The organism is Avibacterium sp. 20-126, assembly GCF_044358625.1.
GTDB lineage: Bacteria > Pseudomonadota > Gammaproteobacteria > Enterobacterales > Pasteurellaceae > Avibacterium.
The window spans coordinates 658,474-678,876 of record NZ_CP091457.1 but is presented as its reverse complement, the minus strand read 5'-3'; the positions used below and the strand labels follow the sequence as shown (position 1 = coordinate 678,876).

Here is a 20,403-nt window from a genome sequence, read left to right as displayed (position 1 = left end):
TCTCTTATATACAAAAAACGAAAATAAAATGTGCCTGAGATCACAAACTCAATAAGAGATTATTTCTCTTGCTCAAAGGGTAGTTATAATAAATCAACTTTTTTAGACTGTACAACTTATTCATTAAAAAATAGGAATAAATTATGAAAACGTTAGGGCAATTTATTGTTGAGAAACAAGCGGAATATCCTAATGCGAAAGGAGAGCTTTCAGGTATTCTTTCTTCAATTCGTTTGGTTGCGAAGGTTATTCATCGCGACATTAATAAAGCAGGATTAACCAATAATATTATTGGTAATTCAGGGGTTGAAAATGTGCAAGGTGAAGTGCAAATGAAATTAGATTTATTTGCCCATAACACAATGAAACAAGCTCTCATTGCACGAGAAGAAGTAGCAGGCTTTGCTTCTGAGGAAGAAGAAAATTTTGTTGCTTTTGATACGGAACGAGGGCGGAATGCAAAATATGTTATTTTAACCGATCCTTTAGATGGCTCATCGAATATTGATGTGAATGTTGCCGTTGGGACGATTTTTTCTATCTATAAGCGCGTTTCTCCCATTGGCTCACCGGTTACCTTAGCAGATTTTTTACAGCCCGGACATCGCCAAGTGGCGGCAGGCTATATTGTTTATGGTTCATCAACAATGCTAGTTTATACCACTGGTAATGGCGTTAATGGCTTTACTTACGATCCTTCATTAGGGGTATTTTGCCTTTCACATGAGAATATTCAAATGCCACCAACAGGAAAAATTTATTCAATCAATGAAGGGCAATACCTTAAATTTCCATTAGGTGTGAAAAAGTATATTAAATACTGCCAAGAAGAAGATAAAGCCACTCAACGTCCTTATACTTCACGCTATATTGGTTCTTTAGTTTCTGATTTCCACCGTAATTTATTAAAAGGCGGTATTTATATTTATCCAAGTGCCACAAATTATCCAAATGGTAAACTTCGTTTACTTTATGAAGGCAATCCAATGGCATTTTTAGCGGAACAAGCCGGCGGTTTGGCAACGAATGGAGAAAGTCGGATTTTAGATATTCAGCCAACTGAATTACACCAACGTTCACCGCTTTTTATTGGCTCAAAAGAGATGGTAGAAAAAGCACAAGATTTTATGGGCGAATTTAATTAGCTCTTTCATATCTAATAAGGGCAAGACTTATCTAGAAAGTGATTGCCCTTTTATAAGCGAAAAACAGCAAAAAATAATACCGCACTTAAGATTTTTATCTTTTATATTTATAAATAAATGATCTTTTTTCTATAACTTCCGCTAAAATATGTTGGCTAATGAATCAACAATGGAGAATGACAATGAAATTAGCCTCATTATTTAAATGTTCTGCTTTAACCTCCCTATTTACACTATCTTCTTTTGCTTATGCTTATCAGCCTAATCAAACTTACCATTTTACTGTATTGCATACGAACGACTTACATGGTCATTATTGGCAAAATAAGAATGGTGAATATGGTCTCGCAGCACAGAAAACGTTGATTGATCGTATTCGTGCAGAAGTAGAGAAAAAAGGTGGCTCAGTAATTTTATTGAATGCTGGAGATTTTAATACAGGTGTACCTGAATCCGATTTGCAAAATGCAAAACCCGATATTGAAGCATTAAATTTAATGGGCTATGAGGCATTAACGTTAGGTAATCACGAATTTGATAACCCGTTGCAATTACTTGAGATGCAAGAAAAATGGGCAAAATTTCCATTTTTAGCTGCAAATGTCTTTTATCAAAAAACGGGAGAGCCGCTTGTTCATCCTTACACAATGTTAGACAAACAAGGCTTAAAAGTAGCGGTTGTTGGTTTAACGACTGAAGATACTGCGAAATTAGGAAATCCAGAGTTTATTTCAGCTGTGAAATTTGAACGCCCTGCTGAAAGTGCTAAAAAAGTGTTAGCACAATTAGATAAAAATGAACAACCCGATCTTAAAATTGCGCTGACTCATATGGGATTTTATCCTAATGCGAAATATGGTTCTAATGCTCCGGGTGATGTTTCAATGGTGCGTGAATTACCTGCTGGCGCATTTGATATTGTTATTGGTGGACATACCCACGACACCCTTTGTATGAATGAAGATGGCTCATTTAATGATAAATTTAAACCGGGTGATAGCTGTAAACCTTTACTTGAGAAAAATACTTGGATTATGCAAGCTGGTGAATGGGGCAAATATTTAGGGCGAGCGGATTTTACCTTTAAAGATGGCAAACTCACTTTAGAAAACTATCAATTAATACCAATTAATTTGAAAAAGAAAGTGAAAAAAGAAGACGGTACCAGTGAATATGTGTTGTATCAAGAAGAAATTCCAGCTGATCCTGCCTTGCTGGCACATCTTAAAACTTATCAAGATCAAGGCGATAAATTGCTTGGTCAAGTGGTGGGCAAAGTAGATGATCGCCTAGTGGGAGATCGCGATATTGTACGCTTCCATCAAACAAATTTAGGGCAACTTATTGCTCGCTCGCAAGCGGAACGTGTAAAAGCGGATGTTGGTATTATGAATTCTGGTGGAATTCGTACCTCTATTGATAGCGGTGATGTAACTTATAAAGATATTCTGACCGTACAGCCTTTTGGTAATATCATCAGTTATTTTGAAATGAAAGGCCAAGATTTGCTCAATTACCTTAATGTAGTCGCATTGAAAGAAGTCGATTCTGGTGCTTACCCTCAGTTTTACGGTATTACAATGACGGTGGATCGCAAAGCAAAAAAAGTTTCTGATGTAAAAATTCAAGGAAAACCAATCGATCTCAATAAAGTGTATCGTGTTTCTTTACCAAGTTATTGTGCTGCTGGGGGAGATGGCTATCCTGTCGTTACTGATAATCCAACCTATGTCAATACGGGATTTGTTGATGCAGATAGCTTAAAAGAATACTTCCAAGAACATTCACCAATTAAAGCCGCTGATTTTGAGGCAAATAAAGGAATTATTTATAAAGAATAGTTTTTATCGAGGAAAAAAATAGCCAACGCATTGTTGGCTATTTTATTAATTTGATAATGGAAGAAGTCATCCTTACAGGATATTTACTTCTTTTTTATTCTGAAATAGCCTTTTCTGTAAAACGCTCAATTTTTGCGCCTAACCCACGTAATTTCTCTTCAATATGTTCGTAGCCACGATCGATATGATAAATACGATCTACAATGGTTTCACCACTGGCAATACAGCCAGCAAGCACTAAACTGATTGAAGCGCGTAAATCCGTTGCCATTACTTCCGCACCTGAAAGGCTTTCTACACCGTGGCAAATAGCCGTATGGCCTTCAATCTCAGCCTTACCGCCCATACGGATAAGCTCTGGAATGTGCATAAAACGGTTTTCAAAAATAGTTTCCGTAATTTTACTTGTCCCTTCTGCCACCATATTTAAGAGGGTGAATTGCGCTTGCATATCCGTTGGGAAACCAGGATGTGGCATCGTGCGAATATTAACCGCTTTTGGGCGTTTTCCTTTCATATCTAACGTGATGGTATCTTCAGTAATTTCAATTTCTGCACCTGCTTCACGTAATTTATCGATCACCGCATCTAAAGTATCTGCTTTCGTGTTATGGCATACAATACGCCCTCCCGAAATAGCACCAGCAACAAGGAAAGTACCTGTTTCAATACGATCGGCAACCACGGCGTGTTCACATCCCGTAAGACGTTTAACTCCTTCAATGGTAATCGTATCCGTGCCTGCTCCACTAATTTTTGCTCCCATTTTATTTAAAAATACGGCGGTATCTACAATCTCAGGTTCACGAGCGGCATTTTCAATAATTGTTGTTCCAGTTGCCAATGTTGCCGCGGTCATAATAGAAAGGGTTGCCCCTACACTAACCTTTTCCATCACAATGCGTGTTCCACTCAAACGCCCATTAGTATGTGCTTTTACATAACCGTCTTCCAGTTTAATCTCTGCCCCTAAGCGTTCTAAACCGCTGATATGTAAATCCACTGGACGAGCGCCAATGGCACAACCACCGGGAAGTGAAACCTGTCCTTGATGGAAACGTGCAACAAGCGGTGCTAATGCCCAAATAGAGGCACGCATTGTTTTCACCAATTCATAAGGTGCAATAAAATGATTAATTTTCGAACCGTCTAAATGTACTACACCACCGTCTTTTTGTTCTACTTGCATACCAAGCTGACGCAAGATTTTTAGTGTGGTTTCAATATCTTTTAATTCAGGTACATTGGTTAAGGTAACGGGTTCTTCCGCTAAAATAGCGGCAAATAAAATAGGTAATGCGGCATTTTTTGCCCCTGAGATTTTGACATCTCCGCTTAAACGAGATTGCCCATAAACACGAAATTTTTGCATAACAACGTCCTAAAAATTAATTAATGGGATTAAGTAAACGCTCACGCTTCCACTTTTCTTGGGTAAAGGTTTTGATAGTTAATGCGTGAATTTCCCCTGAGGAAAAATATTGCATTAGCGGCGCATAAATGGTTTGTTGCTGCTTTAATCTTGATAATCCTGCAATTTCATCATCAATCACAATCACCCCAAAATGAGCATTCTCGCCTTGTACATAAATTTCTTCAAGCCCTAAAGCCTCTTTTAAAATTTGTTCAATTTCTTGCGTTTCCATTAATTTTTTCCATTCTGTTGTAAAAACGGGTCAATCCATTTTGATAACCCCAAAAGATCAGCCAACGTGAGAAATTGCTCAGGTGCATTTTGAATGATTTGCATCTGTGCTTGCGTTTGGCAATGATGAAGAAAATCACATAATAATGCAAAACCTGCGCTGTCAATTCGCGTTAAATCGGCAAGTTCCCAAATAACTTGCTGGCGTGCGATTTTATCTGCTGATAAAAAAGAATAACGTTGTTCCCATAACGGCAACAACGTTTTTCTGGATAACGCCCCAGTCAAGCGGAGCGTTATCTTATCATCATTTTGTTCAAATGCCCAAGTTAAACTTGAGGTTAAACCTGATGTGTTGTGCATTGATTATTTACCCAATGTAACAGGCGCATTCGCCGCTTTTTGCACTTGTTGGGTTAGTGCTTCGATCCCATCTTTGCGTAAAGTCGCACTCCATTCTTGTTTTTTAGTATTAACCATACTCACGCCTTCAGCTGCCATATCATAGACTTGCCATTGGCCTGTTTTGCTATTTTTACGCCAAAAGAAGTTTAAATTAATCGGCTGCGCATTACCATTTTGTACCACTTTCACCCGAATGCTCATTTGGTTATCAGAAACATTTTTCGGTTTTTCAATGTCAATTTTTTGGTTTTTATACAGCGTTAAAACTTGTGCATAAGATTGCTCAATAAATTGATCAAACGCAGCGAAAAATTTTGTACGCAGTTCTGGTGTGGTCGTTTTAAAATACTGACCTAACACCAATGAACCAGCATAATTCACGTGTACATAAGGCATTAAATCTTGACGCACAATAGTTCTTAAATAATTTGGATTTTGCTTAATCTGACTTTGACTGTTAGCAATATCGCTAAACAATTTGTCTGATGCTTTTTGCATTAAGTCATATGGGGTATCATCCGCCATTGCGTTCAGTGCAAAAAGTGCGGTGAAAATAACTAATGTTTTTCTTAACCAGTTTGTCATTGTTTGTTTTAACATCGATTCCTCCGTAAAACGAAAAAAGAAATTATTGTTGCGTTTCAGGTTTGCTGTCATCAGATTTATTCTTGTCTCCATATAGGAATTGTCCGACTAAATCTTCTAACACCATTGCCGATTTGGTATCCACAATTTTGCTCCCTTCTTTGAGCATTTTAGTGGTTTCCCCATCGTCAAATCCAATACTTAACGCAATATACTGTTCGCCTAATAAACCTGAGGTTTTAATTGATAATGAACTATTATCAGGAATTTCATTATATTCTTGATTAATTGCTATCTTTACCACAGGCAAATAAGTTTGTGGATCAAGCTCAATATCGGTCACTCGCCCAATTACCACGCCGCCCACTTTTAATGGCGCACGCACTTTTAGTCCACCAATATTGTCAAAAGTTGCACTAACTTGATAAGATTTTGTTTGGCTAAATCCTTGCACATTCGCTACCTTTAAACCTAAAAAGACCAAGGCGCCAATGGCAAGCAATAAAAATAACCCTACCCAAAATTCATACTTTGCTGTTTGTCGCATAAAAACTACCTTAATTTTACACCGCACTTTAATATTGTACGGATTTTCTGAATGAAACGAAATCGTTCGGTGAGTCAAATAATTAACTTCCACCGAACATCATTGCAGTTAAAATAAAATCTAACCCTAGCACAACCAAAGACGCATTCACCACGGTTTTGGTAGTCGCTTTGCTAATACCCTCAGACGTTGGCAAACTGTCATAACCATTAAATAAAGCAATCCACACCACGGCAATAGCGAAACAAATACTCTTAATTAAACCATTGAGAATATCCGTTTTCCAAGTTACGGCGTTTTGCATTACCGACCAAAAACTCCCCGCATCAACGCCTTTCCAATCCACACCAACCAATGAACCGCCCCAAATACCAATAGCGATAAAAATTATTGATAAAATTGGCATTGCAATCACCCCCGCCCAAAAACGTGGTGAAATCACACGGCGAAGAGGATCAACTGCCATCATTTCGAGGCTTGAAAGTTGCTCCGTTGCTTTCATCAACCCTATTTCAGCCGTTAGCGCTGAGCCAGCTCGTCCCGCAAACAATAATGCGGTAACCACAGGCCCTAATTCACGCAATAAGGAAAGCGCGACCAATTGCCCAAGGCTCGTTTCAGCAGAAAAATCCACTAACACCACGTAGCCTTGTAGTCCAAGCACCATACCAATAAACAAGCCTGAAAGCATAATAATAAGTAAAGACAGTACACCTAAAACATATAGCTGTTTAATAAGTAACGGAAAATGTTTTCTCAATTGCGGTGTACCAATCAGCGCGCCCCACAGCATAAACCCTGAACGCCCAGTCCCTTTACAGAAATTAATTGCACTACGACCCAGTGCGCGAATCATCTCACTTATCATTAAATAACTCCTGAATATAGTCTCCAGCAGGATAATGAAAACGTACTGGACCGTCCGCCTCTCCGCGGATAAATTGCTGTACCTGTGGATCTTGACTTGCTAATAAAGCTTCAGGTTTTCCTTCTGCAATCACCCGTTTATCCGCAATAATATAAGCATAATCAGCAATGCTTAATACTTCTTGTACATCGTGAGAAACCACAATAGAAGTAAGTTGTAACGCTTCATTTAATCGTTTAATTAAGCTGACAATTACCCCCATACTTATAGGATCTTGCCCAGTAAAAGGTTCATCATACATAATTAATTCAGGATCAAGGGCAATGGTTCTCGCTAACGCGGCACGTCTTGCCATACCGCCAGATAACTCAGAGGGCATTAACTCTGCCGCCCCTCGCAATCCAACTGCTTCAAGTTTCATTAATACCATTTCTCGAATTAATTGCTCTGGCAGAGTTGTATGTTCACGAATCGGAAAAGCGACATTATCAAAAGTAGACATATCGGTAAATAATGCCCCAGACTGAAATAACATACCAATACGCTGACGTAATTTATACAGCTCTGCACGGGACATTCGACAAATATCTTTGCCATCAACGAGAATTTCACCGCTATCAGGCGAAAGCTGTCCACCAATAAGGCGCAATAATGTCGTCTTGCCAATCCCTGATGGCCCCATTATGGCGGTAATTTTCCCCTGTTCAACGCGTAAATTTAGGCGTTCATAAATGATACGCTCACCGCGCTTAAAAATGAGATTTTTTACTTCTACAAAAGAACGAGCCATAGCACGTTTATTCACCTGTATTATTCAAAATGTGGCAATGATATGCGATGCAAGCAGAATGTCAAAGGCTGTTTTCCTATTTTCTTTATTCATTTTGCGGTGAATTAAGCTTAAAATACAATAAAAGTATGCAAACTTAGTCCTTTTTAGCTGAATTTCGCTGAAAATAAACTTTGTAAAAAATTGTAAAAATTTATACCGCACTTTGATTTACGCGGAATTATTCTTGCTTTTGGCAAAATTATGCTATCATTTCGCACTTACATTAATCTTGAAGAAATGAGCCATTCAAACTATGAATATTCGCTTGAATATTGTTTTGTCGGTGATTGCCCTTGCATTACTTGCTTGGTTTTATAACCTTCAACAGACGGATACAGAAAAACTTGCCGGCTTGATTAAATCGCAAGATAGCCCTGAGTATATCGGTGAGAAAATGCAAACTACGGTTTATTCTCCGACCGGAGAAAAGCAATATGTTGCACTCGCTGACAAAGTTGAACACTATGCCTCTAATGGAAACACCGATTTTCAGAATCCTGTGGTTTATCTTTATAATGTAGAAGATGAAACCTTAGGCTCACAAAGTTGGAAGATCAGTGCTAAAAATGCCAAATTAACCAAAGATAATCTTTTATATTTAGACGGTGATGTATTGGTACAAAGTCTATTGCGCGATTCCCGTTTACAGCGTGTTAGCACAGAACGCGCGACAATAAACCTAAAGACGCAAGATATTCACTCTGATACAATGGCAACCATTACTGGCTTAAATTTTACTTCCAGTGGTTCGCAACTCACTGGGAATTTACAGCAACAAATTGCAACCTTAAAGGAACAGGTGAAAACTCACTATGAAATTAACAAGTAAATCGCTTTTATTTTTTGCCACACTGATGACGTCAATGTCAGCTTTTGCTTTAAAAGATGATACAAATCAACCGATTAATATTGAATCAAACAACCAAGCACTTGATATGGAAAATAAAACCGTTACCTTTACAGATAACGTTGTGATCACCCAAGGGTCAATTTTAATTAAAGCCGATAAAGTCGTCATTACTCGTCCAGATGAGAATAGTAACAAAAAAGAAACCGTCGATGCTTATGGACACCCAGTAACGTTCCATCAACGATTAGACGATGGTAAGCCAGTAGATGGCAAAGCCAATAAAGTCCATTACGATCTTGGTACTGAATTTTTAACCCTCACAGGAAATGCAGAATTAAAACAACTAGACAGTAAAATTACGGGACAACGCATTACTTACGATGTAAAAAAACAACAACTAAAAGCCACCGGTTCCAGTAAGTCTCGCGTGAAAACCGTATTAATTCCGGCACAATTAAATAATAAAAACAAATAGGACAAGCCTTATGCCAACGCTTTATGCAGAACATTTAGCCAAAAGCTACAAGAGCCGAAACGTGGTTTCTGATGTGAGTTTAAACGTGAAATCCAATGAAATTGTGGGATTACTTGGGCCTAATGGTGCAGGCAAAACCACGACATTCTATATGGTTGTCGGCTTGGTGCAACAAGATGAAGGCAACATTCGTATTGATGATGAAGACATTAGCTTATTACCAATGCACGATCGCGCAAGAAAAGGCGTGGGCTATTTACCCCAAGAGGCGTCGATTTTCCGTCGCCTAAGTGTATATGATAACTTAATGGCTGTGCTTGAAATTCGTAAAGACTTAAATAAACAGCAACGGCAACAACGTGCGGAAGAATTGATTGAAGAATTTAACATTGGTCATATCCGCGATAATCTAGGTCAATCGCTTTCGGGCGGGGAACGTCGCCGTGTGGAAATTGCTCGTGCTTTAGCCGCCAATCCCAAGTTCATTTTACTTGATGAACCCTTTGCAGGGGTTGATCCCATTTCCGTCATTGATATTAAAAAAATTATTATGGATTTACGTGATCGTGGATTAGGTGTATTAATAACCGATCATAACGTGCGTGAGACCCTTGATGTGTGCGAGCGTGCTTACATTGTAAGCGCAGGAAAAATGATCGCCACAGGTACACCTGAAGAAGTGATGAATAACGAACAGGTGAAACGGGTTTATCTAGGTGAAGAATTTAAACTATAACTTATGACTAAATTTACACAATTACTGAGTCTTGAAAATATTCGCCAAGGACTGGTTTGTTCTAGCAAGAAACGTGTGTTTGAAACAATCAGCCGTATTGTGGCAGATCAAATTCAAGGAGATGAAGATCCCGAGCATAGCAGTTTTGATTGCTTATTTAACCGAGAAAAATTAGGTAACTCTGGTTTGGGAAATGGCGTTGCAATGCCAAAAGGGCGTTTACATACAGGCGATAAACCTATCGCCGTATTCTTGCAACTCGCCACACCTATTGATTATGAGGCGGCAGATCACCGTGATGTGGACTTAATTTTTGCCTTGCTTATTCCTTCCGAGGTGTGTAGCGAGTTTTCCCAATCTGTTCTACCTGAATTAGCCGAAAAATTGTTGGATAAATCGCTTTGTAAGCAATTAAGAGCCGCACAAAGTGCGGAAGAAATTTGGCAAATTTTTGAATATATCGATAACCATTCTGATGACGAACAAGAAAATCAGAATAATGAACAAGCGATAGAAACAAAAACTGAACAGTAATCATCATTCAGGGGAGAAATCAGATGGAAATCATCATTATTAGCGGACGCTCTGGTGCAGGTAAATCAGTTGCATTACGGGCTTTAGAAGATATTGGTTACTATTGCGTTGATAATCTCCCTGTTACACTTCTTCCTGAACTGGCTACTATTTTGGCAAAGCAACAATCTTCTGTTGCCATTAGTATTGATATTCGCAATCTTCCTTCCTCACAAACAGAGCTAGAACAAAGCCTTGAGCAACTGCAACAGACCTATCAAGTAAAAATTATTTTCCTTGATAGTGAACGAAACGCCTTGATTAAGCGTTATAGTGATTCACGTCGTTTGCACCCACTTTCATCTGATTCACTTTCTCTTGAAGCCGCGATCGATGCAGAACAACACTATCTTACCCCACTCATTGATGCCGCCAATTTAATCATTGACACCACCCATCTTTCCACCCACGAACTGGCAGAACGCCTGCGTGAATTTTTACTCGGATATAAACAAAAAGAATTAAAAATTATTGTAGAATCTTTCGGCTTTAAATACGGCATACCACTTGATGCCGATTACGTTTTTGATGTGCGTTTTCTCCCTAATCCCCATTGGAATCCAGAGCTTCGACCAATGACAGGATTAGACCAGCCAGTAATAGATTTTCTCAATAAACACAATGAGGTAAATCATTTCATTTATCTTACCCGAAACTATATTGAAACCTGGCTTCCAATGCTTGAACAAAATAACCGTAGCTACCTCACCATTGCAATCGGCTGTACAGGTGGGAAACATCGTTCAGTCTATATAGCTCAACAACTTGGCGAATATTTTCAAGCAAAAGGGAAAAATGTTAGCATCCAACATAAATCTCTTGAGCAACATAAATAGAAAACTGCTTATGATAATATCCTAAGCAGTTTCAGCTATTTTAGCTCGCAATCTTCCCAAACTCCTCAAAAAAAGTGGGGAATGTTTTTGCTGTACATTTCGGATCGAGAATGGTAACTGGCGTATTTGAAAGGGCGATAAGTGCGAAGCACATTGCCATTCGGTGATCATTATAAGTTTCAATTTCTGCGTGCTTAAAATCCGTTAAAGAGAGCGGTTGGATACGGATATAATCCTCGCCTTCTTCAACTTCAGCGCCAACTTTACGCAGTTCTGTTGCCATTGCACTTAAGCGATCTGTTTCTTTGACGCGCCAATTATAAATATTGCGGATAACCGTTTCACCTTCGGCAAATAATGCTGTCGTTGCAATGGTCATTGCGGCATCAGGGATATGATTCATATCCATATCAATGCCTTTTAATTGCCCTTTTTCGGCTTGAATAAAATCCTCTCCCCAGGTAATTTTTGCGCCCATTTTTTCTAACACATCGGCAAATAAACGATCGCCTTGAATGGAGTATTTACCAATGCCTGTTACTTTCACCTTGCCTTTAATTGCGCCTGTCGCAAGAAAATAAGAAGCCGAAGAGGCATCGCCCTCCACCAAATAGCGTTTAGGTGAGATATAGCACTGGTTACCTTGCACAAAAAAGGTATGGTAATTATCGTTGCGTACAATTACCCCAAAATCTTTCATCATTGCTAGCGTGATGTCAATATAAGGTTTGGAAACCAGCTCTCCGATGATCTCTATCTCCATATCCCTTTCTGCCAATGGGGCAGCCATTAAAAGTGCGGTCAAAAATTGCGACGAAATTGAACCATCAATTCGCACTTTTCCGCCTTTTAACCCTGTATTTTGAATGGCAACAGGGGGATAGCCTTCATTTTCTAAATAGCGAATATTCGCCCCGACTTGGCGTAATGCGTCCACCAAATGTTTGATTGGACGCTCTTTCATTCTAGGTTCGCCAGTAAGAACCACTTCAGCAGGCTGTTCGCCTTTCAAGCATAATGCTGCCGCCAAAGGGCGCATTGCTGTACCTGCATTGCCTAAATAGAGAGATAAGCCACTTTGCCATTGAAACGCACCGCCAATGCCTTCAATTTCGCACACGGATTTATCTTCAGAAAGCTGATATTTCACCCCAAGGGCTTGCAAGGCGTTGAGCATATGGCGAATGTCATCGCTATCAAGTAAATTGGTTACTTTTGTTGTGCCTTTCGCAAGCGCCGCAAGTAACAAAGCACGATTTGATAAACTTTTTGAACCCGGGAGGTTAATTTCTCCCTCTACCAAAGAAATAGGTTGTAGTGTTAATTTTTCCATCTTCTCTTTAGCCCTTATTTAATACATTTAAAAGTGCGGTGAAAAATTTATCATTTTCTTCCGGTAAACCAATACTCACACGCAAGTGATTAGGCATTCCGTAACCTGCGATAGGACGAACAATCACCCCCTCACGCAATAATTCTTCATAAATAGGCTGAGCAGGACGTTTAAAATCAATGGTAATGAAATTGCCTTTGGACGGAATATATTCCAATTGATGTTGCTGGCAAAATTGCTCATAGCGTTGCATTTCAGTGCGATTATTTGCCGCCACTTTTTCTACGAAAGCATCGTCTTTCAACACAGCACTCGCGGCAGAAAGTGCCAGTACATTACAGTTAAACGGCTGGCGCACGCGATTTAATAAATCGGCAATTTCAGGGTGAGACACCGCATAGCCAATACGTAATCCTGCTAATCCATAGGCTTTAGAAAGAGAGCGAGAAATAATTAAATTTGGATATTTTTTTGCTAATGCAAAAGAATCAATACGTTCTTCTGGACGGGTAAATTCGGTATAAGCCTCATCTAGCACAACAATAATATGGGCTGGTACTTGAGCCAAAAATTGCTCAAGTTCTTGCTGTGTAAGAAAATTTCCTGTTGGATTATTTGGGTTAGCAATAAAGATAAGTTTTGTTTTGTCATTAATGGCTTGCAAAAAGCCGTCTAAATCGTGTCCCCAATTTTTTGCCGGAATTTCTCTTGCCACTGCATTAATGGCTTTGGTAACCAAAGGATAAACAATAAAAGCATATTGCGAATAAATAATTTCATCTTTTTCACTGGCAAATGTGTGGGCGAATAATTCCAATAAATCGTTTGATCCATTACCAAGGGTAATTTGTTTTGCTTTAACGCCAAATTTTTCAGCAATGACAGTTTTTAATTCAAAACCGTTGGCATCGGGGTAACGAGTGAGATGTGGCAACTGTGCTTGAATGGCATCAATGGCACTTTGTGGAAAGCCAAAAGGATTTTCATTAGAGGCTAATTTCACAATATTTTGCACGCCAAGTTCACGTTCTAATTCTTCAATTGGTTTACCTGCTTGATAAGGGGAAAGGGATTTCACCCCTTCATTCGCAACATCAATAAATTGCATTTTTGTTCCTTGTGTTTAATGTTGATATAGCGAAGGCTTGCCCATATCAATCAGCAAGCCTTTGATAATTAATAAAATTAACGATTTTCAGTAGCAAATTTTTCCATAAACGCAATTAAGGCTTTTACCCCTTCAATCGGCATTGCGTTATAAATGGACGCCCGCATTCCACCAATCACTTTATGCCCTTTTAATGCTTGTAAGCCAACTTCTGCGGCTTCAGTAACAAACTTCATATTGAGTTCATCATTGCCTGTGCTGAAAGTAACATTCATTAAAGAGCGGTTGTTTTTTGCCACAGAATTGTGATAGAAATCGCTTTGATCTAAATAATCATAAAGCAACTGGGCTTTTTCTTGATTGCGTTTTTCAGCCGCTTTCACGCCCCCTTTCGCTAATAAATACTTAAAGACTAAAGAACAGAGATACCAAGCAAACGTAGGTGGCGTGTTAATCATTGAATCACTGTTGGCTTGCACGGCATAATTCCAAATAGATGGCGTGGCTTCGCGTGCCTTACCAATTAAATCTTCACGCACAATGACAATAGTAATGCCCGCAGGCCCTAGGTTTTTCTGCGCTCCTGCATAAATAATCCCAAATTGGTTAATATCCACTTCACGAGAAAGAATATTTGAAGACATATCCGCCACTAATACCGCCTTCCCCACTTTTGGCACATCAAAAATTTCTACCCCACTAATGGTTTCATTCGGGCAATAATGTACATAATCATACTGTTCCGCAATATCACTGAAATCAAGCTGTTCTACGCTTAATTCATTACCTTGCGATAAAATATTGACTTCATCCACTTCACAAAACAAACGTGCCTCTTTTGCGGCAGTCGAAGACCAATGCCCACTGGTTAAATATAAAGCTTTGCCTTTTTCACCAATTAAATTCATCGGTATGGCGGCAAATTGCCCACGGGCGCCCCCTTGCAAAAAGAGGATTTTATAATTATCAGGAATGTGATACAGCTCACGGAAATCTTTTTCAGCTTGAGTGATTAATTCCATAAATAATTTACCGCGATGGCTCACTTCCATAACAGAAGTATGCTGACCTTGCCAATTTAATAATTCTGCTTGTGCTTGTTCTAACACCTCACGAGGCATCATTGCTGGCCCCGCACTAAAATTAAATACCTGTGTCATTTTCCATTCCTAATGATGATTGTTGTGTAAAAATAATCTGCTAGTTTTATCACCTCAAAGAAAGCGAATCAATGACTTTTATTTAATTCAGAAAAATTTTTGATCTTATCCACAAAAAAGCACGGAAGTCTTTGACGAAAAAAGTAAAAAAGACTACATTAATTAACGCAATGCAATCGATAAATCTTATTGAATTTATTATTAATCTATTAGAGAGTTGAAACTTATGGAAACAGTCAATAAACAGTCTTTCCAAGATGTCTTGGAGTATGTGCGTATGTATCGTTTAAAAAACAAACTATTGCGTGATATTGATGACAATAACCGCAAAATCCGTGACAACCAAAAACGTGTTCTATTATTAGACAATCTTAATCAATATATCCGTGATGATATGAGTGTGGAAGATATTCGTGTGATTATAGAAAATATGCGTGAAGACTATGATGGTCGTGTTGATGACTACCGCATTCGTAATGCAGAACTTGCTACACAACGCCGTGAAATTAGCGCCAAAATGAAAGAACAGAAAAAAGCACACGCTGAGCGTGTAAAAAAATAATGAGATTAAACAAAAAGGGAATGGCTCAGCATTCCCTTTTTACTTGTGCTGTTGATTAATCATTAGTGTAATACAACTTACCAATTTCGATCTTCTGCCTTCCGTTTGCTTCACGCCATTTATTGGTATCACGTAAGGAATACACGCATCCACAATATTCTTGTTGGTAGAAACGTTCACGTTTGCTGATTTCAATCATTCGTTGTGATCCGCCCCCTTTACGCCAGTTGTAGTCCCAATATTCCACATCATCATATTTCGCTGCTGCACGGTGTCCGCAGCCGTTAATTTGGTTCATATCTTTCCAACGAGAAATACCTAAACAGCTAGTAAATACCGGAAAACCGTTTTCGTGTGCATATTGTGCTGCTTTTTCAAAACGCATATCAAAACACATTGTGCAACGAATACCTCGTTCCGGCTCGTTTTCCATACCTTTAGCTCGGTCGAACCAGTTTTGTCGATCATAATCGGCATCAATAAATGGAATTCCCCATTTTTCTGCAAAACGGATATTTTCTTCTTTGCGGATTAAATATTCTTTCAATGGGTGAATATTCGGGTTGTAGAAATAAATGGTAAATTCAATGCCTGAGGCATGAATAGCTTCCATCACCTCGCCTGAACAAGGGGCGCAACAAGAATGTAATAAAAGTTTGTTATGCCCATTTGGTAAACTCAATTTTTCACGCACAAAAGGGGCATTAGGATCTTTTTTGGCTTTGCGTGAAGTGCGGTTAGATTTTTGCGAAAATTGCACCGCACTTTCGTCTGTTTCGTAATTGGTTTGTTGTTCCATAATAAATAATAGCAAAAAATAAAATTAGGTTGTTCTATCAACAGATAAATAAGCAAGGGAAATTAACGCTTGTTTATAATCACTTTGTGGCAAAATGGCAATCGCATCCACCGCTTTTTGTGCCTCTTGGCGGGCGCGTTCAATGGTGTATTCAATAGAACCATATTGTGCCATTATCGCTAAGACGTCATTTAAAATTTCACGTTGTCCGCCTTGTTCAATGGCATTGCGAATTAATTGACGTTGCGTTTCATCACCGCTGTGCATCGCGTGTAATAATGGTAAGGTTGGCTTGCCTTCCGCCAGATCATCACCAATATTTTTGCCAAGCGTTTGCGCATCGGCTTGATAATCTAACACATCATCTATTAATTGAAATGCGGTGCCAAGATAACGCCCGTATTGTTGTAAGGCAAGCTCTTGTGCTTGATTGGCACCAGCAATAATCGCAGCACATTGAGTTGCGGCTTCAAATAAACGGGCTGTTTTGCTGTAAATCACCTGCATATAACTTTCTTCGCTGGTATCGGGATCGTTCATATTCATTAATTGTTGAACTTCCCCTTCGGCAATCACATTGGTGGCATCTGACATTATTTTAAGAATTTGTAGCGAATCGGTTTGTGTCATTAATTGGAAAGAACGTGTGTAAATATAATCCCCAACCAATACACTTGCCGCATTGCCAAATTCACTATTTGCCGTTGGCTTACCGCGACGCATAGCAGATTCATCAACAACATCATCATGTAATAATGTTGCTGTGTGAGTAAACTCAATAAAGGTTGCACAGTTAATATGCCCCTCTCCTTGATACCCCAAAGCATTCGCGGTCAAGACAGCAAGCATTGGGCGAATGCGCTTGCCACCACTTTGAATTAAGTAATAACCAAGCTGATTAATCAGTGAAACCTCAGAATTAAGCTGTGCCAAAATTTTGGCATTTACTTTCTGCATATCTTCATTAATTAACATTTGGATTGCATTTATATCCATAAGATTGCGTTTATCTGTCATCGTGAATATCTACCATTGCCTAAAGTGCGGTTGATTTTACCTGATTTTCTTGGCTTTCTGAAATCAAACCAGCAAAAATCTAACTTTTTTTATTTTATTGTAAATAAGTTCTTGCTATCAGATTTGTTTTTCCGTAGAATTTGCGACCTATTTATATGAATTTTAATGTGCGAAATGAAATTAACATTAAAGCACAATATATAGCGGAGTATTTATGTACGCAGTTTTCCAAAGTGGCGGTAAACAACACCGAGTAAGCGAAGGTCAAGTTGTTCGTTTAGAAAAACTTGAAGTTTCAACTGGCGAAAGCGTTGAATTCGACTCAGTGTTAATGGTCGTTAATGGTGAAGATGTTAAAATCGGTGCACCAGTTGTTGCTGGCGCAAAAGTAGTGGCTGAAGTTGTAACTCACGGTCGTGGCGATAAAGTAAAAATCGTTAAATTCCGTCGTCGTAAACACAGTCGTAAACAACAAGGTCATCGTCAGTGGTTCACAGAAGTGAAAATCACTGGGATTCAAGCATAATTTCAGAGGAGATCAAGTAGATGGCAACTAAAAAAGCTGGTGGTTCAACTCGTAACGGTCGCGATTCTGAAGCTAAACGCCTTGGTGTGAAACGCTTCGGTGGCGAATCTGTATTAGCAGGTAGCATTATCGTTCGTCAACGTGGTACTAAATTCCACGCTGGTGCTAATGTAGGAATGGGTAGAGATCACACTTTATTCGCAACTGCTGATGGTAAAGTAAAATTTGAAGTTAAAGGCGAGAAAAATCGTAAATACGTGAGTATCGTAGCTGAATAATCTTACAAATAAACAGAATAAAATGCCTCACAGTTTTGTGGGGCTTTTTTATTATTTATAAATAAAACATTCCACCTCAAAACATTACCGAGTAAGATAGCTATGACAAACATAGCTTCACATAGCAATTTCAAGCGTTAAGGCTGATTTCGATTAAGGAGGCAGCATAATGAAACAACAACCCCTATTAGGCTTTATCTTCGCCCTAATTACAGCAATGGCTTGGGGATCATTACCCATTGCATTAAAGCAAGTATTAAATGTGATGACCCCACAAACTATTGTTTGGTATCGTTTTGTTACCGCCAGTGTTGTCCTCTTGTTATTATTAGGTATCAGTAAAAAGCTACCCAAATTAGCAAACTTTAATCGCTATTATATTGGGCTATTTATTTTTGGGGTGATTGGGCTTTCTGGCAATTTTTCTTTATTTAATACATCATTAAAGTTTGTTGAACCCTCAGTGGCACAGATTTTTATCCACCTTTCATCATTTGCAATGCTGATTTGTGGTGTCATTATTTTCAAAGAGCGGTTAGGTTTGCACCAAAAAATTGGGCTAGCAGTATTAATTATCGGGCTAGGTTTATTCTTTAATAACAAATTGGGCGAGTTAGCACAATTAAATAGCTATTTTATTGGTGTATCATTAAGTATTTGTGCCGCATTAGTGTGGGTTGCTTATGGGCTTGCTCAGAAATTACTCCTCCGTCAATTTACTGCCCAGCAAGTTTTATTAATGTTTTATTTTGGTTGTGCGATGGTATTTACCCCTTTTGCACAGGTTTCACAAGTGCAAGGATTAAGTGGTTTAACCCTCGCTTGTTTCCTTTACTGCTGTTTAAATACCTTGATTGGCTATGGCGCTTATGCCGAAGCCTTAAATCGCTGGGAAGTGGCTAAAGTAAGCGTTGTGGTTACCCTTGTTCCTTTGTTTACTATTGTATTTTCCCATCTTTTACATCACCTTAGCCCCACTCACTTTGCTGAGCCAGAGTTAAATCAGCTTAGTTATATTGGTGCATTTGTAGTGGTGATTGGTGCAATGTTCTCAGCGATTGGACACAAATTTACAAAGAATAAGAAATAGGAGAAAAAATGAAATTTATTGATGAAGCCTTGATTCGTGTCGAGGCAGGTGATGGCGGAAATGGTTGCGTGAGTTTTCGCCGTGAAAAATTTATCCCGAAAGGTGGCCCTGATGGCGGTGATGGTGGCGATGGTGGCGATGTTTATTTAATTGCCGATGAAAACCTTAACACCCTGATTGACTACCGTTTTGAAAAACGTTTTGCGGCACAACGGGGCGAAAATGGTCGTAGCTCAGATTGTACAGGTCGTCGTGGTAAAGATATTACCTTAAGAGTGCCGGTAGGAACACGAGCCATAGACAATGATACCAAAGAGATTCTGGGCGATTTAACCCAACACGGGGCAAAAATGCTCATTGCCAAAGGGGGCTATCACGGCTTAGGTAACACCCGTTTTAAATCTTCAGTAAACCGTGCGCCACGACAAAAAACGAATGGCACACCGGGGGAAAAACGGGATCTTTTATTAGAGCTAATGTTACTTGCCGATGTGGGAATGCTCGGCTTACCCAATGCTGGCAAATCCACCTTTATCCGAGCCGTTTCTGCGGCAAAACCGAAAGTGGCCGACTACCCTTTCACCACACTTGTACCAAGTTTAGGGGTAGCACGTATTGATGCGCATCGTAGCTTCGTGGTGGCTGATATTCCGGGCTTAATTGAAGGAGCTTCAGAGGGGGCGGGCTTAGGGATCCGTTTCTTAAAACATTTGGAGCGTTGTCGCGTGCTGATTCACCTCGTAGATATCAATCCAATAGACGGTAGCGATCCTGCGGATAACATTGCAATTATTGAAAGTGAGCTTTTCCAATATAGCGAAAAACTAGCAGAAAAAACACGCTGGTTAGTGTTTAACAAAATCGACACAATGTCTGATGAAGAAGCGCACGAGCGTGCTAAAGAGATTCTGCAACGCTTAGATTGGGACGGTGATTATTATCTAATTTCCGCCGCCACTGGCAAAAATGTTGAGCCACTTTGTCGTGATATTATGGACTATCTCGATGCCCATCCAAGGGAAGAAGAGAAAGAACCTGAAAATCCAGAAGAAGTAAAATTCAAATGGGACGATTATCACCAAGAACAACTGTCTGAACATCAATTTAATGATGAAGATGAGGATTGGGACGATTGGTCAGAAGAAGATGATGAAGGCGTAGAAATCATCTATAAACCATAAATAATTAGGGC

At 39.2% G+C, this 20,403-nt stretch carries 24 protein-coding genes; 12 read left to right on the top strand and 12 right to left on the bottom strand.

Features of this window, described 5'->3' with window-relative positions; translation table 11 throughout:
* Positions 1 to 143 precede the first annotated feature (143 nt).
* Together fbp and ushA are read left to right on the top strand one after the other, a co-directional pair.
* Complete coding sequence (fbp, locus tag L4F91_RS03280; protein ID WP_265777299.1) at positions 144 to 1,145, top strand: class 1 fructose-bisphosphatase; 1,002 nt, start codon at positions 144 to 146, stop codon at positions 1,143 to 1,145.
* Positions 1,146 to 1,327: 182 nt separating this feature from the next.
* Positions 1,328 to 2,986, top strand: a complete 1,659-nt coding sequence (gene ushA / locus L4F91_RS03275; RefSeq protein ID WP_395897248.1) for a bifunctional UDP-sugar hydrolase/5'-nucleotidase UshA — start codon at positions 1,328 to 1,330, stop codon at positions 2,984 to 2,986.
* A gap of 94 nt (positions 2,987 to 3,080) precedes the next feature.
* On the opposite strand, the gene murA is transcribed toward ushA, so the two are convergent.
* From murA to mlaF, 7 genes are all read right to left on the bottom strand, one after another.
* Positions 3,081 to 4,358, bottom strand: coding sequence for a UDP-N-acetylglucosamine 1-carboxyvinyltransferase (murA, locus tag L4F91_RS03270; RefSeq protein WP_395897246.1), 1,278 nt, complete (start codon positions 4,356 to 4,358; stop codon positions 3,081 to 3,083).
* A gap of 16 nt (positions 4,359 to 4,374) precedes the next feature.
* On the bottom strand, positions 4,375 to 4,632 hold the full coding sequence (locus L4F91_RS03265) for a BolA family protein (RefSeq protein WP_250350651.1): 258 nt from the start codon (positions 4,630 to 4,632) through the stop codon (positions 4,375 to 4,377).
* Entirely contained in the window at positions 4,632 to 4,994 is a 363-nt protein-coding gene (locus tag L4F91_RS03260) for a lipid asymmetry maintenance protein MlaB (RefSeq protein ID WP_395897244.1), read from the bottom strand. The genes L4F91_RS03265 and L4F91_RS03260 overlap by 1 nt, the downstream gene beginning before the upstream one ends.
* Positions 4,995 to 4,997: 3 nt before the next feature.
* Positions 4,998 to 5,636 carry a phospholipid-binding protein MlaC gene (gene mlaC, locus L4F91_RS03255; protein WP_395897242.1) on the bottom strand — a complete coding sequence of 213 codons (639 nt, stop codon included), beginning with the start codon at positions 5,634 to 5,636 and terminating at the stop codon, positions 4,998 to 5,000.
* A 28-nt stretch (positions 5,637 to 5,664) separates the two neighbouring features.
* Complete coding sequence (gene mlaD, locus L4F91_RS03250; RefSeq protein WP_250364297.1) at positions 5,665 to 6,168, bottom strand: outer membrane lipid asymmetry maintenance protein MlaD; 504 nt, start codon at positions 6,166 to 6,168, stop codon at positions 5,665 to 5,667.
* An 82-nt stretch (positions 6,169 to 6,250) separates the two neighbouring features.
* Entirely contained in the window at positions 6,251 to 7,036 is a 786-nt protein-coding gene (gene mlaE / locus L4F91_RS03245; RefSeq protein ID WP_395897240.1) for a lipid asymmetry maintenance ABC transporter permease subunit MlaE, read from the bottom strand.
* A complete protein-coding gene (gene mlaF, locus L4F91_RS03240) occupies positions 7,026 to 7,826 on the bottom strand; it encodes a phospholipid ABC transporter ATP-binding protein MlaF (protein WP_395897238.1) in 801 nt (266 codons plus the stop codon). Before mlaF ends, mlaE begins: the two co-directional genes overlap by 11 nt.
* Positions 7,827 to 8,121: 295 nt before the next feature.
* Between mlaF and lptC the strand changes: the two genes are divergently transcribed.
* From lptC to rapZ, 5 genes are read left to right on the top strand one after another with little or no spacing between them, the layout of a single operon-like run.
* Positions 8,122 to 8,697, top strand: coding sequence for an LPS export ABC transporter periplasmic protein LptC (gene lptC, locus L4F91_RS03235; RefSeq protein ID WP_395897236.1), 576 nt, complete (start codon positions 8,122 to 8,124; stop codon positions 8,695 to 8,697).
* Complete coding sequence (gene lptA / locus L4F91_RS03230; RefSeq protein ID WP_395897234.1) at positions 8,681 to 9,193, top strand: lipopolysaccharide transport periplasmic protein LptA; 513 nt, start codon at positions 8,681 to 8,683, stop codon at positions 9,191 to 9,193. Before lptC ends, lptA begins: the two co-directional genes overlap by 17 nt.
* 10 nt (positions 9,194 to 9,203) lie before the next feature.
* Positions 9,204 to 9,929, top strand: coding sequence for an LPS export ABC transporter ATP-binding protein (gene lptB, locus L4F91_RS03225; RefSeq protein WP_250350659.1), 726 nt, complete (start codon positions 9,204 to 9,206; stop codon positions 9,927 to 9,929).
* A gap of 3 nt (positions 9,930 to 9,932) precedes the next feature.
* Positions 9,933 to 10,463 carry a PTS IIA-like nitrogen regulatory protein PtsN gene (ptsN, locus tag L4F91_RS03220; protein WP_395897232.1) on the top strand — a complete coding sequence of 177 codons (531 nt, stop codon included), beginning with the start codon at positions 9,933 to 9,935 and terminating at the stop codon, positions 10,461 to 10,463.
* Between the two features lie 23 nt (positions 10,464 to 10,486).
* Positions 10,487 to 11,338, top strand: coding sequence for an RNase adapter RapZ (gene rapZ, locus L4F91_RS03215; RefSeq protein ID WP_265777255.1), 852 nt, complete (start codon positions 10,487 to 10,489; stop codon positions 11,336 to 11,338).
* 40 nt (positions 11,339 to 11,378) lie between these two features.
* On the opposite strand, the gene aroA is transcribed toward rapZ, so the two are convergent.
* The 3 genes from aroA to serC form a co-directional block, all read right to left on the bottom strand.
* The gene (aroA, locus tag L4F91_RS03210; protein WP_395897229.1) at positions 11,379 to 12,671 is read right to left on the bottom strand and encodes a 3-phosphoshikimate 1-carboxyvinyltransferase; all 1,293 of its coding nucleotides are present in this window, start codon (positions 12,669 to 12,671) and stop codon (positions 11,379 to 11,381) included.
* A gap of 7 nt (positions 12,672 to 12,678) precedes the next feature.
* A complete protein-coding gene (gene hisC / locus L4F91_RS03205; RefSeq protein WP_395897227.1) occupies positions 12,679 to 13,779 on the bottom strand; it encodes a histidinol-phosphate transaminase in 1,101 nt (366 codons plus the stop codon).
* Between the two features lie 77 nt (positions 13,780 to 13,856).
* On the bottom strand, positions 13,857 to 14,939 hold the full coding sequence (gene serC / locus L4F91_RS03200; RefSeq protein ID WP_395897224.1) for a 3-phosphoserine/phosphohydroxythreonine transaminase: 1,083 nt from the start codon (positions 14,937 to 14,939) through the stop codon (positions 13,857 to 13,859).
* Between the two features lie 226 nt (positions 14,940 to 15,165).
* Between serC and L4F91_RS03195 the strand changes: the two genes are divergently transcribed.
* Positions 15,166 to 15,501, top strand: a complete 336-nt coding sequence (locus tag L4F91_RS03195) for a DUF496 family protein (protein ID WP_250350674.1) — start codon at positions 15,166 to 15,168, stop codon at positions 15,499 to 15,501.
* A 55-nt stretch (positions 15,502 to 15,556) separates the two neighbouring features.
* On the opposite strand, the gene L4F91_RS03190 is transcribed toward L4F91_RS03195, so the two are convergent.
* The gene (locus L4F91_RS03190) at positions 15,557 to 16,300 is read right to left on the bottom strand and encodes an epoxyqueuosine reductase QueH (RefSeq protein WP_265777258.1); all 744 of its coding nucleotides are present in this window, start codon (positions 16,298 to 16,300) and stop codon (positions 15,557 to 15,559) included.
* Between the two features lie 24 nt (positions 16,301 to 16,324).
* Positions 16,325 to 17,296: an octaprenyl diphosphate synthase gene (gene ispB, locus L4F91_RS03185; RefSeq protein ID WP_250364545.1), complete on the bottom strand. Its 972-nt coding sequence runs from the start codon at positions 17,294 to 17,296 to the stop codon at positions 16,325 to 16,327.
* A gap of 235 nt (positions 17,297 to 17,531) precedes the next feature.
* Between ispB and rplU the strand changes: the two genes are divergently transcribed.
* The 4 genes from rplU (at position 17,532) to cgtA (ending at position 20,392) form a co-directional block, all read left to right on the top strand.
* Positions 17,532 to 17,843 carry a 50S ribosomal protein L21 gene (gene rplU, locus L4F91_RS03180; RefSeq protein ID WP_250350677.1) on the top strand — a complete coding sequence of 104 codons (312 nt, stop codon included), beginning with the start codon at positions 17,532 to 17,534 and terminating at the stop codon, positions 17,841 to 17,843.
* 20 nt (positions 17,844 to 17,863) lie between these two features.
* The gene (gene rpmA / locus L4F91_RS03175; RefSeq protein WP_103853279.1) at positions 17,864 to 18,121 is read left to right on the top strand and encodes a 50S ribosomal protein L27; all 258 of its coding nucleotides are present in this window, start codon (positions 17,864 to 17,866) and stop codon (positions 18,119 to 18,121) included.
* A 169-nt stretch (positions 18,122 to 18,290) separates the two neighbouring features.
* Positions 18,291 to 19,211 carry a DMT family transporter gene (locus tag L4F91_RS03170; protein WP_395897221.1) on the top strand — a complete coding sequence of 307 codons (921 nt, stop codon included), beginning with the start codon at positions 18,291 to 18,293 and terminating at the stop codon, positions 19,209 to 19,211.
* 8 nt (positions 19,212 to 19,219) lie between these two features.
* A complete protein-coding gene (gene cgtA, locus L4F91_RS03165) occupies positions 19,220 to 20,392 on the top strand; it encodes an Obg family GTPase CgtA (RefSeq protein WP_395897218.1) in 1,173 nt (390 codons plus the stop codon).
* The last annotated feature ends 11 nt before the right edge of the window (positions 20,393 to 20,403 follow it).